This window comes from Enterobacter cloacae complex sp. CDL013 (genome assembly GCF_049238805.1).
Lineage (GTDB): Bacteria > Pseudomonadota > Gammaproteobacteria > Enterobacterales > Enterobacteriaceae > Enterobacter > Enterobacter hormaechei_C.
Map to the genome: position 1 here is coordinate 279,228 of NZ_JBMKGT010000002.1, position 17,354 is coordinate 296,581.

At 57.2% G+C, this 17,354-nt stretch carries 11 protein-coding genes; 4 read left to right on the plus strand and 7 right to left on the minus strand.

Annotated features, from left to right (window positions below):
• Nucleotides 1-8: 8 nt before the first annotated feature.
• The 3 genes from glpC to glpA are packed head-to-tail and all read right to left on the minus strand — an operon-like array spanning nucleotide 9 to nucleotide 4,031.
• Complete coding sequence (gene glpC / locus ACOTXD_RS04385) at nucleotides 9-1,199, minus strand: anaerobic glycerol-3-phosphate dehydrogenase subunit GlpC (RefSeq protein WP_047653838.1); 1,191 nt, start codon at nucleotides 1,197-1,199, stop codon at nucleotides 9-11.
• Nucleotides 1,196-2,413, minus strand: a complete 1,218-nt coding sequence (gene glpB / locus ACOTXD_RS04390; protein WP_003859428.1) for a glycerol-3-phosphate dehydrogenase subunit GlpB — start codon at nucleotides 2,411-2,413, stop codon at nucleotides 1,196-1,198. The genes glpC and glpB overlap by 4 nt, the downstream gene beginning before the upstream one ends.
• Nucleotides 2,403-4,031: an anaerobic glycerol-3-phosphate dehydrogenase subunit A gene (glpA, locus tag ACOTXD_RS04395; protein ID WP_015572285.1), complete on the minus strand. Its 1,629-nt coding sequence runs from the start codon at nucleotides 4,029-4,031 to the stop codon at nucleotides 2,403-2,405. Before glpA ends, glpB begins: the two co-directional genes overlap by 11 nt.
• A 250-nt stretch (nucleotides 4,032-4,281) precedes the next feature.
• Here glpA and glpT point away from each other — a divergent pair, with 250 nt between their 5' ends.
• On the plus strand, nucleotides 4,282-5,634 hold the full coding sequence (glpT, locus tag ACOTXD_RS04400) for a glycerol-3-phosphate transporter (protein WP_021241541.1): 1,353 nt from the start codon (nucleotides 4,282-4,284) through the stop codon (nucleotides 5,632-5,634).
• An 11-nt stretch (nucleotides 5,635-5,645) separates the two neighbouring features.
• Nucleotides 5,646-6,698 carry a glycerophosphodiester phosphodiesterase gene (gene glpQ / locus ACOTXD_RS04405; protein WP_126296724.1) on the plus strand — a complete coding sequence of 351 codons (1,053 nt, stop codon included), beginning with the start codon at nucleotides 5,646-5,648 and terminating at the stop codon, nucleotides 6,696-6,698.
• A gap of 23 nt (nucleotides 6,699-6,721) precedes the next feature.
• On the opposite strand, the gene yfaE is transcribed toward glpQ, so the two are convergent.
• The 4 genes from yfaE to ubiG form a co-directional block, all read right to left on the minus strand.
• Nucleotides 6,722-6,976: a class I ribonucleotide reductase maintenance protein YfaE gene (yfaE, locus tag ACOTXD_RS04410; protein WP_061856628.1), complete on the minus strand. Its 255-nt coding sequence runs from the start codon at nucleotides 6,974-6,976 to the stop codon at nucleotides 6,722-6,724.
• Complete coding sequence (gene nrdB / locus ACOTXD_RS04415) at nucleotides 6,976-8,106, minus strand: class Ia ribonucleoside-diphosphate reductase subunit beta (RefSeq protein WP_023314567.1); 1,131 nt, start codon at nucleotides 8,104-8,106, stop codon at nucleotides 6,976-6,978. The genes yfaE and nrdB overlap by 1 nt, the downstream gene beginning before the upstream one ends.
• A 108-nt stretch (nucleotides 8,107-8,214) precedes the next feature.
• On the minus strand, nucleotides 8,215-10,500 hold the full coding sequence (gene nrdA / locus ACOTXD_RS04420) for a class 1a ribonucleoside-diphosphate reductase subunit alpha (RefSeq protein ID WP_003859415.1): 2,286 nt from the start codon (nucleotides 10,498-10,500) through the stop codon (nucleotides 8,215-8,217).
• A 348-nt stretch (nucleotides 10,501-10,848) separates the two neighbouring features.
• A complete protein-coding gene (ubiG, locus tag ACOTXD_RS04425; RefSeq protein ID WP_003859413.1) occupies nucleotides 10,849-11,577 on the minus strand; it encodes a bifunctional 2-polyprenyl-6-hydroxyphenol methylase/3-demethylubiquinol 3-O-methyltransferase UbiG in 729 nt (242 codons plus the stop codon).
• A 146-nt stretch (nucleotides 11,578-11,723) separates the two neighbouring features.
• On the opposite strand from ubiG, the gene gyrA reads away from it, so the two are divergent.
• Together gyrA and rcsC are read left to right on the plus strand one after the other, a co-directional pair.
• Entirely contained in the window at nucleotides 11,724-14,360 is a 2,637-nt protein-coding gene (gyrA, locus tag ACOTXD_RS04430; RefSeq protein WP_015572288.1) for a DNA topoisomerase (ATP-hydrolyzing) subunit A, read from the plus strand.
• Nucleotides 14,361-14,495: 135 nt separating this feature from the next.
• Nucleotides 14,496-17,342, plus strand: a complete 2,847-nt coding sequence (rcsC, locus tag ACOTXD_RS04435; protein ID WP_061856625.1) for a two-component system sensor histidine kinase RcsC — start codon at nucleotides 14,496-14,498, stop codon at nucleotides 17,340-17,342.
• Nucleotides 17,343-17,354: the final 12 nt, after the last annotated feature.

Here is a 17,354-nt window from a genome sequence, read left to right on the forward strand (position 1 = left end):
GGCAACGGTTACGCCAGCGCTTTTGCCAGCAAGGTAATGGGATGTTCACAGCGTTTGCTGGTGGACATCTCGATCTGCCACTTGCAGGTTTCACAGTCCGTCACCACGATATCTGCGCCGCTCTCTTCAATCTGCCGGAACAGCGGCGCGCCAATGGCCTGTGACGTTGGGTAGTTTTCACGCTTGAATCCGTAGGTGCCAGCGATGCCGCAGCAGCGTGAGTCCAGCACCGTCAGCTCCAGCCCCGGGATCAGCCGCAGCAGCTCAAGCGTATAGATCGACCAGCCCATCTTCTCCATATGACATGGCGTGTGATACACCACCTTCAGCGGCAATTTGCCCAGCGGTAACGTCTGCCCGCTGTCCAGCTTGCGCCAGAGAAAACGGGTCGCCAGCTCAATGTGCTCGCGCAGGCCGGTGTTATCCACATCCAGCAGATGCGGATATTCATCGCGCAGCGTGAAGGTACAGGTTGACGACGTCGCCAGTACCGGTATCCCTTTGTCGACGATCGCCTCGCGTAAAGAGGTGACGTTGCTTTTCGCCTGCCTGCGCGCTTTGTCGGTAAAACCGTTGGCAATCAGCGGAACGCCGCAGCACTTCTCTTTGCTCAGCAGCTGAACGCCCGTCCCCATGGCGTTAAGCACTTTCAGCAGGTCTTTCCCCAGCTGCGGATGGTTGTAGTTCACGTAGCAGCCGTGGAAGAAGGCGACCTGCTCAGCGAACTGCGCCTGTTCTGCCGCCACGGATTTATACCAGCGGCGGAAGGTGCCGTGAGAATATTTCGGCAGACTGCGGTGATGGTCGATTTTGAGCGTCGCATCCAGCAGCCTGCGCACCGGCTTCAGGGCGGTGGCGGCATTGACGACCGGTGCGAAAGGCGTCGAGAGGCTGCCCATTAGATCGGTGTGGCTCAGTATCGCGTCACGCAGCGTCGGTTTTTTCGTACTGTAGCGGGCGCGGGCGCGCTGGATGATATCGCCTATTTTCACGTCCGACGGGCAGGCAACTTCGCAGCGTTTGCAGTTGATGCAGTATTTCAGCGCCTCGTCGTAGAGCGCGCCATCCTTCAGGCGCAGACGCTCCCCGTCGGGACCGGCCTGTTTCGGGCCGGGATAGCGCGGATCGACGCCGCTGACCGGGCAAACCGTGGTGCAGACCGTGCATTTGATACAGCTTTCAAATCGGGTGTCGTTCATTGTGCTCTCTCCCTGCGCTGGATAATCTGCTCCGCGACATGCAGCGCGGTGACGGCGCAGACGCCGCCACCGCAGCCCTGCGCCACGGGATCGTACCCGCCCAGAACCGAGCCGATGGCGTAAAGATTTTCAACCGGTTCCCCGCCCAGCCGCGGGCGCAGTTGGCTGTCGACGATCACGCCGAACTGCTGCCAGGGCTGCGGGGTGAAGAAATCGCTTTGATACCAGTCCGCGCGGGAAGCGCTTTGCCGGACATCCAGCCCGAGTATTGCCTCACGCACGCCATCCCGGCTGCTTAGCAGACCGTTACTGAAGAAACTGCCGCTTGCCAGCACCGTATAGCGTGCGCGAAGCGGGATGTCGCCGTGGTTGCGGGTCCAGATATCGCTTACCGCGCCCTCAGCCAGGGTGATTTTTTTCACTTCGTCGCCTGCCATCCAGACGCCACCCTGGGCGACAAACTGACGCTGAAGCTGGGTATGCAGACGAATGCCGGGCACGGAAGGGGGGAGCGTCGGCAGTAAACCGAGCGTACAGGGCAGGCGCGCCGAGAGCCAGCGCCAGAGCCGGTTGTCCGTTAAGCCAAAACAGGCGGGCATAAACAGGGCGTCGCAGGTCTCGCCGAGCGGTTGAAGCGCCGCGTACAGCTGCGGCCAGTAACTTTCATTATCCAGCAGGCGGGCAATGTTCACCGCACGAAACTCGCTGGGGTTTTCGCGCAGCACGTCGAGTTCGGGGAGATCAATCTCCGCCGTATCCACCTGAACACCCTGCTGTCTGAGAGACGCGGCGGCCAGATGTGGCTGGAAATCAAGGAAACCGCTGATCCCCACCACCCGCACGCGCTCGGCAGCGATGGGAGCGACAGGCACCTCTTCCGGGCTAAGCCAGGCGGCGCGCAGGGTGCCGAGTGGCGTGACGCGCTGATGGTTTTGCTCGGCGTCACCCTGCATGCGTGCGCCGCAGGCAGTGAGCAGGTGTTCGGTTTCGCAGGCAAAGCGGGCCATATTCTCTGCGCCCGTCAGGCGGTAGGGATGTTCAGGCGGCAGATCGGCGAACGATAGCGCGCCCAGTAAATCCAGCGAGCCGGAGGAGAAGTGCAGAGCACTCTGACCGCGAGTGACAATGGCGCAGCGCAGACCCCGCTGCGTCAGTTTGAGGCCGCACAGCAGGCCCGCCAGCCCCCCACCCACAATCACGGTATCAAATTTCATGGTTGTGCTCCTTCTCCAGACCGCAAAGCCCCTGATAGACCCAGCGGGTAAATTCGCTTTCGCGCAGGGCATCGCCCCAGGCGACGGGCTGAATGCCTTTCCAGCGCTCGTTTAAAAAATCGCTGAGTTGGGCAAGCGACTGGGTTGACGTGGTGGCGTGAAAACGTTGCAGCAGCCCGGCGGCACGGCAGGCGCACAGCTCCCCCTGACAGGTGCCCATCCCGACGCGCGTGCGGCGGCGTAAATCGAGCAGGTTGTTCACCGTCAGGTTTTCCACGGCATACTGCACCTCGCCTGCGGTCACGGCTTCGCATTCGCACACCAGGCTGCGGCTGAGTCGCCCTTCACCGAGCCAGGTCGGGGTGCGGTCGCCGTGGCGGTAAATAGCCGAACCGCGAAGCGGGGCAGGGAGTGAAATGATTTTGTGCAGCGTTTTTTCTGTCGATTGCTGCGAGCCGGGCAGGGCCTGTTCCGCCGTCACGCACGGCGCGGTGTTGCCGAGCTTACGGCAGACGGCATCGGTGGCCCACTGGGCCATCAGCCGGTAGGTCATCAGCTTGCCGCCGGTAATGGTGATAAATCCGTCCATGCCGTCACGTTCGGCGTGATCGAGCAGTACGATGCCGCGGCTGACGTTACGCCCGCTCGGATCGTTATCGCTGGCGACGAGGGGACGCACGCCCGCGTAGGCACGCAGAATACGCGTCTGCGCCATCACCGGGGCCAGCTTTTCCCCTTCGCGCAGCAGGATATCCACCTCTTCAGCGGTGACGCGGTTGTAATCAATTTCGCTGTAGTCCACATGCATTGAGGTCGTGCCGATTAACGAAATGGTGTCCCCCGGCACGAGGATATCGGCGTCAGACGGTTTACGGCAGCGGTTGATGACATGGTTATTGATGCGGTGGTCGAGGATCAGCAGCGAGCCTTTCGCCGGGAACATGCGCACCGACAGGTCCGCGTATTCCGCGATGCGCTGGCCCCAGATCCCCGCCGCGTTGACCACGACGGCGGCATACAGCTCGCGGTGTTCGTTGTACTGCGCATCAAACACGCGCACTCCGCGCACGGTATTCCCTTCGCGAATAAGCCCGGTGACGTGATGCCCGGTCAGGATCTGGGCGCCATGTTCCCGCGCGTCGAGCATATTGGCGGCGGTCAGGCGGAAAGGATCAACGGTTCCGTCCGGTACTTTTACCGCGCCCAGTAACGCCGGGTTTACCGAGGGTTCAAGACGGCGCGCCTGCGCAGGATCGATCGCCTCGGCCTGAATGCCTGCCGCCGTGCAGGCGGTGATAAAGGTTTGCTGAAAGCCGAGGTCGTCTTCTGGAAGGGTGATAAAAAGACCGTTGGTCGGTTCAACGCAGTGGCGGGCGATGCGCCTGAGGATCTGGTTTTCAGCGATACACTCGCGCGCTGACTCAGCGTCAGTGACCGCATAGCGGGCGCCGCTGTGCAACAGACCGTGGTTACGTCCCGTCGCGCCGGTGGCGATATCGTGGCGTTCCAGAAGCGTGACGCTCAATCCCCGCAGGGCGCAGTCGCGTGCGATGCCGGCACCCGTCGCGCCACCGCCAATGATAATCACATCGCTGAAGCGTGGATCGTGAATTGTCATTGCCTTTCCTCTATGTTCGTTTTTTTGCATTTAGCCACATTGATCGTGTGGTTTGTTTGATTTCGAACATAAACGCGCGAAATTCGAAAGTGAAACGTGATTTCATGCGCTTTTTTGCGCATTCTGTCATATTTCTGTAACAATCTGTGCGTTGATTCACAGTAACATTCACCGTGATTTCTTAACATCGCCGCCTCTGTAGCCGGGCGCGAGATGCCCGGTCATTTTTTGAAAGGCCACGGAGGCTGTTATGCTCAGTATCTTTAAACCTGCGCCACATCGGGCGCGACTGCCAGAGGCAGAGATTGATCCTCTCTACCGCCGTCTGCGTTGGCAAATCTTCCTCGGGATCTTCTTCGGGTATGCGGCGTACTATCTGGTACGTAAAAACTTTGCGCTCGCCATGCCGTACCTGGTAGAGCAGGGCTTCTCCCGCGGCGATCTGGGGTTCGCGCTGTCGGGGATATCCATCGCCTACGGTTTTTCCAAATTCATCATGGGTTCCGTGTCGGATCGCTCGAATCCGCGCGTGTTCCTGCCTGCCGGTCTGATCCTGGCGGCAGCGGTGATGCTGTTTATGGGCTTTGTGCCATGGGCAACCTCCAGCATTGCCATCATGTTCGTGCTGCTGTTCCTCTGCGGCTGGTTCCAGGGAATGGGGTGGCCGCCGTGCGGACGCACCATGGTGCACTGGTGGTCGCAGAAAGAGCGCGGCGGCATCGTGTCGGTGTGGAACTGCGCCCATAACGTGGGCGGCGGTATTCCGCCGCTGCTGTTCCTGCTGGGGATGGCCTGGTTCAACGACTGGCACGCGGCGCTCTATATGCCTGCCTTTGGTGCCATTCTGGTGGCGATTATTGCTTTCGCCCTGATGCGCGATACGCCGCAGTCCTGCGGCCTGCCGCCGATTGAAGAGTACAAAAATGACTATCCGGATGATTACAGCGAGAAGCACGAAGAAGAGCTGACCGCGAAGCAAATCTTCATGAAGTACGTCCTGCCGAACAAGCTGCTGTGGTACATCGCGGTCGCCAACGTGTTCGTTTATCTCCTGCGCTACGGCATTCTGGACTGGTCTCCGACCTACCTGAAAGAGGTGAAGCACTTCGCGCTGGATAAATCCTCCTGGGCGTACTTCCTGTATGAATACGCCGGTATCCCGGGCACCCTGATTTGCGGCTGGATGTCGGACAAGGTGTTTAAGGGCAACCGCGGTGCGACGGGCGTCTTCTTTATGACCCTGGTGACTATCGCGACGGTAGTGTACTGGCTCAACCCGCCGGGTAATCCGGGTGTGGATATGGCCTGTATGATCGTCATCGGCTTCCTGATTTATGGTCCGGTTATGCTGATCGGCCTGCACGCGCTGGAGCTGGCACCGAAGAAAGCGGCAGGCACGGCTGCGGGCTTTACCGGTCTGTTCGGCTATCTCGGCGGTTCGGTCGCGGCGAGCGCCATTGTGGGCTATACCGTTGACTTCTTCGGCTGGGACGGCGGCTTTATGGTGATGATCGGCGGAAGCGTGCTGGCGGTACTGCTGCTGGTTGTTGTGATGATTGGTGAAAAACGTCACCACGCCGAAGTGCTGGCGCGTCGTCAATAAGGAGCATTGCGATGAAATTAACTCAGTTAGCAACCGGCCTGCTGCTGGCGGGCCTGATGACAGGCTCCGCGCTGGCGGCAGATAAGATCGTGATCGCCCACCGTGGCGCCAGCGGTTATCTGCCGGAGCATACGCTGCCGGCAAAAGCGATGGCCTATGCCCAGGGCGCGGATTATCTGGAGCAGGATCTGGTGATGACGAAGGACGACCAGCTGGTCGTCCTGCACGACCATTATCTTGACCGCGTCACGGACGTGGCGGAGCGTTTCCCGGATCGCGCCCGTAAAGATGGTCGCTACTACGCTATCGACTTCACGCTGGCGGAGATCCGCTCCCTGAAGTTCACCGAAGGCTTCGAGATTGAAAACGGCAAGAAGGTGCAGGTCTATCCGGGACGTTTCCCGATGGGCAAATCTGACTTCCGGATCCATACCTTCCAGGAAGAGATTGAGTTTGTTCAGGGACTGAACCACTCCACCGGTAAAAACATCGGCATCTACCCGGAAATCAAAGCCCCATGGTTCCACCATCAGGAAGGGAAGGACATTGCCGCGAAGACGCTGGAGGTACTGAAAAAGTACGGCTACACCAGCAAGCAGGATAAGGTTTTCCTGCAATGTTTCGATGCCGCGGAACTGAAGCGCATCAAAACTGAGCTGGAGCCGAAGATGGGGATGGATCTCAATCTGGTGCAGCTGATTGCCTATACCGACTGGAATGAAACTCAGGAAAAACAGCCGGACGGGAAGTGGGTGAACTACAGCTACGACTGGATGTTTAAGCCGGGCGCGATGAAGCAGATTGCGCAGTACGCCGACGGCATCGGGCCGGATTACCACATGCTGGTGGCGGAAGGCGCAACGCCGGGTCACGTGAAGCTGACGGCGATGGTGAAAGAGGCGCACGCCAGCAAGATGCAGGTGCATCCGTACACGGTGCGTGCCGATCAGCTGCCGCCATATGCCACCGATGTGAATCAGCTTTACGAGGTGTTGTATAAGCAGGCGGACGTGGACGGGCTGTTTACGGATTTCCCGGATAAAGCGGTGACGTTCTTAAAATAGAAAAAGGGCCGTAAGGCCCTTTTTTACATCTCGATCTCAATATCGCCTTTTGCCCGGCAGCAGCAGGGCAAAATTTCCCCTTCACTGATAAAGGCCAGCGGTTCGGTCAGCCAGTCCACCTGGCCTGCGACCAGACGGCAGCGGCAGGAACCGCAATAGCCTTCACGACACTGGTACTCTACCTCAACCTGATGCGCTTCAAGCGCCACCAGCAGAGAAGGATGCTCTTCATGGCACAACACCTCTGTACCAGAAAGGCTTAGCGTTACGCGGCTCATCAGAGCTGGAAGTCGCTCAGGTCGTCGGTGTTGACTTCAGAGTCAATCTGACCGACCAGATAAGAACTCACTTCCACTTCCTGCGGCGCAACCTGCACGTTATCGGACACCAGCCAGGTATTGATCCACGGAATTGGGTTAGAGCGCGTCTGGAATGGCAGATCGAGACCCACAGCCTGCATGCGGATGTTAGTGATGTACTCCACGTACTGGCACAGAATGTCTTTGTTCAGGCCAATCATGGAGCCGTCGCGGAACAGGTAGTCTGCCCACTCTTTCTCCTGCTGGGCGGCCTGCAAGAACAGGTCGTAGCACTCCTGTTTGCACTCTTCGGCGATTTCCGCCATCTCCGGGTCGTCCGCACCGCTGCGCAGCAGGTTTAGCATATGCTGGGTGCCGGTCAGGTGCAGGGCTTCGTCACGGGCGATCAGACGGATAATTTTGGCGTTACCTTCCATCAGCTTGCGCTCGGCAAAGGCGAAGGAGCAGGCGAAGCTCACGTAGAAGCGGATTGCTTCCAGCGCGTTGACGCTCATCAGGCACAGATAGAGCTGCTTTTTCAGGGCCCGCAGGTTTACGGTAACGGTTTTGCCGTTCACGTTATGCGTGCCTTCGCCCAGCAGATGCCAGTAGCTGGTCATCTCGATCAGCTCGTCGTAGTAGTGCGCAATGCCTTCGGCGCGCTTCTGGATCTGTTCGTTGGTGACGATATCGTCAAACACCACCGCCGGATCGTTCACAATGTTGCGGATGATGTGGGTGTAAGAGCGGGAGTGGATCGTCTCGGAGAACGCCCAGGTTTCTACCCAGGTTTCCAGCTCAGGAATCGAGATTAGCGGCAGCAGCGCCACGTTCGGACTACGTCCCTGAATGGAGTCCAGCAGCGTCTGGTACTTCAGGTTGCTGAGGAAGATGTGCTTTTCGTGTTCCGGCAGCGCCTGGAAATCGATACGGTCGCGGGAAACGTCAACTTCTTCCGGACGCCAGAAGAAGGAGAGTTGCTTTTCAATCAGCTTTTCGAAGATGTCATATTTTTGCTGATCGTAGCGTGCCACGTTGACCGGCTGGCCGAAGAACATCGGCTCTTTGAGCTGGTCGTTTTTCGTCTGTGAAAAGGTGGTATATGCCATTGCGGTGAGTCCTGTGGTGTTATTTCCCCTCACCCCGGCCCTCTCCCACAGGGAGAGGGGGAAAGAGTTCCCTCTCCCTGTGGGAGAGGGTTAGGGTGAGGGAATTTATTAGATCTTACATGCGCCGCTTTCGCAGCCATCGTCCTGAATTGACGGCGCCAGGTCGTCCTGGGCGTCTTCCGCACCATCACGGGTGTTGTGATAGTACAGCGTTTTCACGCCAAATTTGTAGGCGGTCAGCAGGTCTTTCAACAGCTGCTGCATAGGTACCTTGCCGGACGGGAAGCGCGTCGGGTCGTAGTTGGTATTGGCAGAGATCGACTGGTCGATAAACTTCTGCATGATACCCACCAGTTGGAGGTAGCCGTCGTTGTTTGGCATTTCCCACAGCAGCTCGTAGTTGTCACCCAGCGTTTCGTAATCCGGTACCACCTGACGCAGCACGCCGTCTTTCGACGCTTTAATGCTGACGTGCCCGCGCGGTGGCTCAATACCGTTAGTGGCGTTGGAGATCTGCGAAGAGGTTTCGGACGGCATCAGGGCAGAGAGCGTGGAGTTACGCAGGCCGTGAGTTTTAATGGACTCGCGCAGGCCTTCCCAGTCGAGGTGCAGCGGCTCGCTGACGATCGCATCCAGGTCTTTTTTATAGGTGTCGATCGGCAGAATGCCTTTCGCGTAAGTGGTTTCGTTGAACCACGGGCACGCGCCTTGCTCTTTCGCCAGCTCGTTAGAGGCTTTCATCAGGTAGTACTGGATCGCTTCGAACGTCTGGTGCGTCAGATTGTTGGCGCTGCCGTCGGAGTAACGCTTGCCGTTTTTCGCCAGCCAGTAGGCGAAGTTGATTACGCCGATACCTAAAGTGCGACGGCCCATTGCGCCGCGTTTTGCCGCCGGGATTGGGTAATCCTGGTAGTCCAGCAGGGCGTCGAGGGCACGAACAGCCAGCACCGCCAGCTCTTCCAGCTCGTCCAGGCTCTTAATGGCACCCAGGTTGAACGCAGAGAGCGTACACAGCGCGATTTCGCCGTTTTCGTCGTTCACATCGTCCAGCGGTTTGGTCGGCAGGGCGATCTCCAGGCACAGGTTAGACTGGCGCACTGGCGCAACCACCGGATCGAACGGGCTGTGGGTGTTGCAGTGGTCAACGTTCTGGATGTAGATACGGCCGGTAGAAGCACGTTCCTGCATCATCAGGGAGAACAGATCGACCGCCTTCACGCGCTGCTTACGGATGCTGTCGTCTTTTTCATATTTGGTGTACAGACGCTCGAACTCATCCTGATCGGCGAAGAACGCGTCATACAGGCCCGGGACGTCGGATGGGCTGAACAGGGTGATGTCTTCCCCTTTCAGCAGGCGGGTGTACATCAGCTTGTTGATCTGCACGCCGTAGTCCATGTGACGCACGCGGTTGCCTTCCACGCCGCGGTTGTTCTTCAGAACCAGCAGGCTTTCCACTTCCAGGTGCCACATCGGGTAGAACAGGGTCGCAGCGCCACCGCGCACGCCGCCCTGAGAGCAGGATTTTACTGCCGTCTGGAAGTGCTTGTAGAACGGGATACAGCCGGTGTGGAACGCTTCACCGCCGCGGATTGGGCTGCCAAGCGCACGGATACGACCGGCGTTGATGCCGATACCGGCACGCTGGGAAACGTATTTCACGATGGCGCTGGAGGTCGCGTTGATGGAATCCAGGCTGTCACCGCACTCGATCAGCACGCAGGAGCTGAACTGACGGGTAGGGGTGCGCACGCCAGACATGATTGGCGTAGGCAGAGAAATTTTGAACGTTGATACCGCATCGTAGAAACGCTTCACGTAGTCCAGACGGGTTTCGCGTGGATAATTAGAGAACAGGCAGGCGGCCACCAGAATATAGAGGAACTGGGCGCTTTCGTAGATCTCACCGGTTACACGGTTCTGAACCAGGTATTTGCCTTCGAGCTGCTTCACCGCCGCGTAGGAGAAGTTCATGTCGCGCCAGTGATCGATAAACCCGTTCATCTGCTCGAACTCTTCTTCCGTATAGTCTTCCAGCAGATGCGTGTCGTATTTGCCCAGCTCAACCATTTTCACTACGTGATCGTAAAGCTTCGGCGGCTCGAACTGACCGTAGGCTTTTTTACGCAGGTGGAAAATCGCCAGACGCGCAGCGAGGTACTGATAATCCGGTGCGTCGCGGGAGATCAGATCTGCCGCTGCTTTGATAATGGTTTCGTGGATATCAGACGTTTTGATGCCGTCGTAGAACTGAATGTGAGAACGCAGTTCAACCTGGGAGATAGATACGTTGTTCAGTCCTTCTGCTGCCCAGTCGAGAACTCGATGGATTTTGTCCAGATTGATACGCTCGGTGGTACCGTCGCGCTTTGTCACCAGCAGACTCTGATTCATGTGGGTTTTTACCTGTCCGTGAAATAAAAAATATCCCCCGCTTATCCACAGACCCGTCTTGTGACTAACTCTGTGGATAAATACTACATATAGGGGTTTTGCGATAAGAAGAACGCTATATGGTGAGTATTCTAGTAAGGATTCTTTTCAGTACAAGGGTTGATTTTGACGTTAAATTGAGGTTGTGAAAGGGTAAAAAAGGCTAAGTCCTCGTGCCGTAAGGCCTGGAAGAGATGTCAATAATTAAGAAAAAAAATTCAAAATTTGATCGAGTGCTGATTTCTTCAACGGGAGGTCAGAATTGCGCAACATGATGTCGCGCAATCTTTATAAGAATAACGAATGACGTTAGTCGTTTTTGGCGGTTGTGTGCAACATATAGTTAACATCCACGCCCGGGGCAAGTTTGAATTTATCGGTCAACGGGTTGTAGTGCAGGCCCGTCATGTGCTGCTCCTTAAGCCATGTCTGGTCAACCCAGCCCAGCAGTTCGGCAGGCTTGATGAACTTCTTCACGTCGTGCGTCCCTTTCGGCACCATGCGCAGCACATATTCCGCGCCTACCACGGCCATCAGCCAGGCTTTGCCGTTGCGGTTGATGGTCGAGAAGAAGACCTGTCCACCCGGTTTCACCAGGTTTGCACAGGCGCTGACGACCGACTGCGGATCGGGAACGTGCTCCAGCATCTCCATGCAGGTCACCACGTCATACTGGTGCGCATGTTTTGCCGCGTGCTCTTCCACGGTTTCCTGAACGTATTCTACCTGTATGCCGGACTCCAGCGCATGAAGACGCGCAACCTGTAGAGGTTCGAAGCCCATGTCCAGACCGGTGACGGTGGCCCCTTCACGCGCCATACTTTCCGCCAGGATGCCGCCGCCGCAGCCGACGTCGAGCACTTTCTTACCGAACAGACCGCCGGAACGCTCCGCGATATAGCCCAGACGCAGCGGGTTAATACGATGCAGAGGTTTGAACTCACCTTCGAGATCCCACCAGCGGGACGCCACCGCTTCAAATTTGGCAATCTCTTCGTGGTCAACGTTGTGAGCCACCGGGGATTTTTCGGCATTCATGGGCGCTTTTACTCCTTATTTAGCAAGACAAATGAGTATATCAGGCAATCCCTGTGAATAAAGCGTATAGGTTTACCTGTATCACCGCGGCTGTGTTATAATTTGCGACCTTTGAATCCGGGATACAGTAGAGGGATAGCGGTTAGATGAGCGACCTTGCGAGAGAAATTACACCGGTTAACATCGAGGAAGAGCTGAAAAGCTCCTATCTGGACTATGCGATGTCGGTCATTGTTGGCCGTGCGCTGCCGGACGTCCGCGATGGCCTGAAGCCGGTACACCGTCGCGTACTATACGCCATGAACGTATTGGGCAATGACTGGAATAAAGCCTACAAAAAATCTGCCCGTGTCGTTGGTGACGTAATCGGTAAATACCATCCTCATGGTGATTCCGCGGTGTACGACACCATTGTCCGTATGGCGCAGCCCTTCTCGCTGCGTTACATGCTGGTAGATGGTCAGGGTAACTTTGGTTCTATCGACGGCGACTCCGCCGCGGCAATGCGTTATACGGAAATCCGTCTGGCGAAGATTGCCCATGAGCTGATGGCTGACCTGGAAAAAGAGACGGTTGATTTCGTTGATAACTACGACGGCACGGAAAAAATTCCTGACGTCATGCCAACGAAGATCCCAAACCTGCTGGTGAACGGTTCGTCCGGTATCGCCGTCGGTATGGCAACCAACATTCCGCCGCACAATATCACGGAAGTGATCAACGGCTGCCTGGCCTACATTGACGATGAAGACATCAGCATTGAAGGGCTGATGGAACACATCCCTGGCCCGGACTTCCCGACGGCGGCAATCATCAATGGCCGTCGCGGTATTGAAGAAGCGTACCGTACCGGTCGCGGCAAGATTTACATCCGTGCCCGCGCCGAAGTGGAAGCGGACGCCAAAACCGGCCGTGAAACCATTATTGTTCACGAGATCCCGTATCAGGTGAACAAAGCGCGACTGATTGAAAAAATCGCCGAGCTGGTAAAAGAAAAACGCGTTGAAGGCATCAGCGCGCTGCGTGACGAGTCTGACAAAGACGGTATGCGCATCGTGATTGAAATCAAGCGCGACGCGGTGGGTGAAGTTGTGTTGAACAACCTTTACTCCCAGACTCAGCTTCAGGTCTCCTTCGGTATCAACATGGTTGCGCTGCACCATGGCCAGCCGAAGATCATGAACCTGAAAGAGATCCTGAGCGCGTTCGTGCGTCACCGCCGTGAAGTGGTGACTCGCCGTACCATCTTCGAACTGCGCAAAGCGCGCGACCGTGCCCATATCCTTGAAGCACTGGCCGTTGCGCTGGCGAACATCGACCCGATCATCGAGCTGATCCGCCGTGCGCCGACGCCAGCAGAAGCGAAGGCGTCGCTGGTTGCGCGTCCATGGGATCTGGGCAACGTGGCGGCGATGCTGGAACGTGCCGGCGATGACGCTGCGCGTCCTGAGTGGCTGGAGCCGGAATTCGGCGTGCGTGACGGTCAGTACTACCTGACTGAACAGCAGGCCCAGGCGATTCTGGATCTGCGTTTGCAGAAACTGACCGGCCTTGAGCATGAAAAACTGCTCGACGAGTACAAAGAGCTGCTGGAGCAGATTGCCGAGCTGCTGCATATCCTGGGTAGCGCAGAGCGCCTGATGGAAGTGATCCGTGAAGAGCTGGAGCTGGTTCGCGATCAGTTCGGCGATGAGCGTCGCACCGAAATCACGGCCAACAGCTCTGATATCAACATTGAAGATCTGATCAACCGCGAAGACGTGGTAGTGACGCTGTCTCACCAGGGCTACGTGAAGTATCAGCCGTTGACCGACTACGAAGCTCAGCGTCGGGGCGGTAAAGGCAAATCTGCGGCGCGTATTAAAGAAGAAGACTTCATTGATCGTCTGCTGGTGGCCAACACCCATGACACGATCCTCTGCTTCTCCAGCCGGGGCCGTCTGTACTGGATGAAAGTCTATCAGCTGCCGGAAGCAAGCCGTGGCGCGCGTGGACGTCCAATCGTCAACCTGCTGCCGCTGGAAGCGAACGAACGTATCACCGCCATTCTGCCAGTACGCGAGTACGAAGAGGGCGTGAACGTCTTTATGGCGACCGCGAGCGGTACCGTGAAGAAAACCGCACTGACCGAGTTCAGCCGTCCACGTTCAGCCGGGATCATCGCGGTGAACCTGAACGAAGGCGACGAACTGATCGGCGTGGATCTGACGTCCGGTTCTGATGAAGTGATGCTCTTCTCTGCCGCCGGTAAAGTGGTGCGCTTTAAAGAGAACGCCGTGCGCGCAATGGGTCGTACGGCGACCGGCGTGCGTGGTATCAAGCTGGCGGGTGAAGACTCCGTTGTTTCCCTGATCGTTCCTCGTGGCGAAGGCGCAATCCTGACCGTCACCCAGAACGGCTACGGTAAACGTACGGCGGAAAGCGAATACCCGACCAAGTCTCGCGGCACGCAGGGCGTTATCTCCATCAAAGTGACCGAGCGCAACGGTTCCGTTGTTGGCGCGGTGCAGGTGGACGACGCGGACCAGATCATGATGATCACCGATGCCGGTACGCTGGTGCGTACCCGCGTGTCAGAGATCAGCGTGGTAGGTCGTAACACCCAGGGCGTTATCCTCATCCGCACTGCGGAAGATGAAAACGTCGTCGGTCTGCAACGCGTTGCTGAGCCGGTGGATGACGAAGAGCTTGACTCTATCGACGGCAGCGTCGCGGAAGGGGATGATGAAATCGCCCCGGAAGCGGACACCGATGATGAAGCAGCGGATGACGCTGACGAGTAACGTCTCCTGACGCATAAAGGGCCGGTTTCCGGCCCTTTTGTTTTGCGCAAGCAGACAAGTGAACGTTGCGACAAGCCGCGTTTACCGCTACCTTAACCACATTCTTTTTGACCCCGACGGCGGAGCCTCGCCCCTTTGAAATACCTCGTCTCCTTTCGTACCACGTTAAAAGTCTCCCGCTATCTGTTTCGGGCGCTTGCGCTACTGCTATGGTTGCTGGTGGCACTGCTCTCGGTGTTTTACATCGTTAACGCGTTACACCAGAAAGAAGCGGAGATCCGCCAGGAGTTTAATTTGAGCTCGGATCAGGCTCAGCGCTATATCCAGCGTACGTCTGACGTGATGAAAGAGCTTAAGTATATTGCTGAGAATCGACTGACGGCGGAGAACGGCATTCTTGCCATCCGCGGTCGGGATGAAAAAACCGAAGTGCCTGATTTCGAACCGCTCTTCCCGGATTCCGATTGTTCCGCCATGGGCAAAGCCTGGCGTGGTTCACTGGAGTCCCTGTCATGGTTTATGCGCTACTGGCGCGATAACTTCTCGGCCGCTTACGATCTGAACCGTGTCTACCTGATTAGCAACGAAAATCTCTGCATGGCGGATTTCGGCCTGCGGGATATGCCCGTCGAACGCGAAGACGCGCTGAAAAGCCTGCATGAGCGCATAGTGAAATACCGTAATGCGCCTCAGGAAGAGCGCGGGAACAACATCTTCTGGATAAGCCAGGGGCCGCGCATGGGGGTCGGCTATTTCTATGCCCTGACTCCGGTTTACCTCGGAAACCGCCTGCAAGCGCTGCTGGGGATTGAACAAACCATCCGCATGGAAAACTTCTTCACGCCGGGCAGTCTGCCGATGGGCGTGACCATTCTGGATGAAAACGGCCATCCGCTCATCTCCCTTACCGGGCCTGAAAACCGCCTGAAGGTGGAACCCAGCAGGATGCAGGAGCGGTCATGGTTTGGCTATACCTCCGGGTTCCGCGAGCTGGTGCTGAAGAAAAGTTTACCGCCATCGTCGCTGAGCATTGTCTACTCGCTGCCGGTGGACAAGGTCCTGGAGCGCATTCGCATCCTGATCCTTAACGCCATTTTGCTGAACATCGCGGTAGGCGTCGCGCTGTTTATGCTGGCGAGAATGTATGAGCGGCGGATCTTTATTCCGGCGGAGGCGGATGCTCAGCGTCTGGAGGAGCACGAGCAGTTTAACCGTAAAATTGTCGCCTCGGCACCGGTGGGGATCTGCATCCTGCGTACTCAGGACGGGACAAATATCCTCAGTAACGAGCTTGCCCATAACTACCTGAACATGCTAACGCATGAAGACCGTCAGCGGTTAACGCAGATCATCTGTGGGCAACAGGTTAACTTTGTGGATGTGCTGACCAGCACCCACACCAACCTGCAAATCAGCTTTGTCCATTCGCGCTACCGTAATGAAAACGTGGCGATTTGCGTGCTGGTGGACGTCTCTGCGCGCGTGAAAATGGAAGAGTCGTTGCAGGATATGGCGCAGGCGGCGGAGCAGGCCAGTCAGTCGAAATCGATGTTCCTCGCGACCGTCAGTCATGAGCTGCGTACGCCGCTGTACGGTATTATCGGTAACCTCGATCTGCTCCAGACCAAAGAGCTGCCGAAAGGGGTCGACCGGCTGGTGACGGCCATGAACAACTCGTCCAGCCTGCTGCTGAAAATCATCAGCGATATTCTCGACTTCTCTAAAATTGAATCCGAGCAGTTGAAAATAGAGCCGCGCGAGTTCTCCCCGCGCGAGGTGATGAACCATATCTGCGCTAACTATCTGCCGCTGGTGGTGCGTAAACAGCTTGGGCTGTACTGCTTTATCGAGCCGGATGTGCCCCTGACGCTGCATGGCGATCCGATGCGTCTGCAACAGGTCATCTCAAACCTGCTGAGCAACGCCATCAAATTCACCGATATCGGCTGTATTGTGCTGCACGTCTGTCGGGCAGGGGAGTACCTGACCATTCGCGTGCGCGACACGGGGGTGGGGATTCCGGCGAAAGAAGTTGTTCGCCTGTTCGATCCGTTCTTCCAGGTGGGAACCGGCGTCCAGCGTAATTTCCAGGGGACCGGGCTTGGTCTGGCTATTTGCGAGAAGCTTATCAGCATGATGGACGGGGATATCTCCGTCGATACTGAGCCGGGTATGGGCAGCCAGTTCACCATTCGTATTCCGCTCTATTCGGCGCATTATCCGGCGAAAACCACGGTCGACGGCCTGAGCGATAAACACTGCTGGCTGGCGGTGCACAACGCCTCCTTACATGATTTCCTGACCTCAATGCTGACCAGCAGCGGCGTGCGGGTTTCGCGCTACGAAGGCCAGACGCCGGGCGCGGATGACATGCTGATCACCGACGTTGAGCCGGAACAGGCGTGGGCGGGGCGCGGCGTGGTGATGTTCTGCCGCCGTCATATCGGTATTCCGCTTGAGCGTTCGCCTGGAGTATGGGTGCACAGCGTGGCGACACCGCACGAGCTGCTGGGCTTGCTGGCGCGCATTTACAGCGTGCAGCTTGAAGACAGCGACGGCGCCACCGTGCTGGCTTCCCCTGATGAGCTGGCGTCGGTGAATGACGATATGATGATTCTGGTCGTCGACGATCATCCGATTAACCGTCGTCTGCTCGCAGACCAGCTTGGCTCTCTGGGCTATCAGTGTAAAACGGCCAATGATGGCGTGGATGCCCTGAATGTCTTAAGTAAGAACCATATTGATATTGTGCTCAGCGATGTGAACATGCCTAACATGGACGGCTACCGTCTGACGCAGCGTATCCGACAGCTGGGGCTGACGCTGCCGGTGGTGGGGGTGACAGCCAACGCGCTGGCGGAGGAGAAGCAGCGCTGTCTGGAGTCGGGAATGGACAGCTGCCTGTCGAAGCCGGTCACGCTGGATGTACTGAAGCAGACGCTATCCGTCTATGCGGAGCGGGTACGAAAAGCGAGACAATAAAAAAGGCCCGAA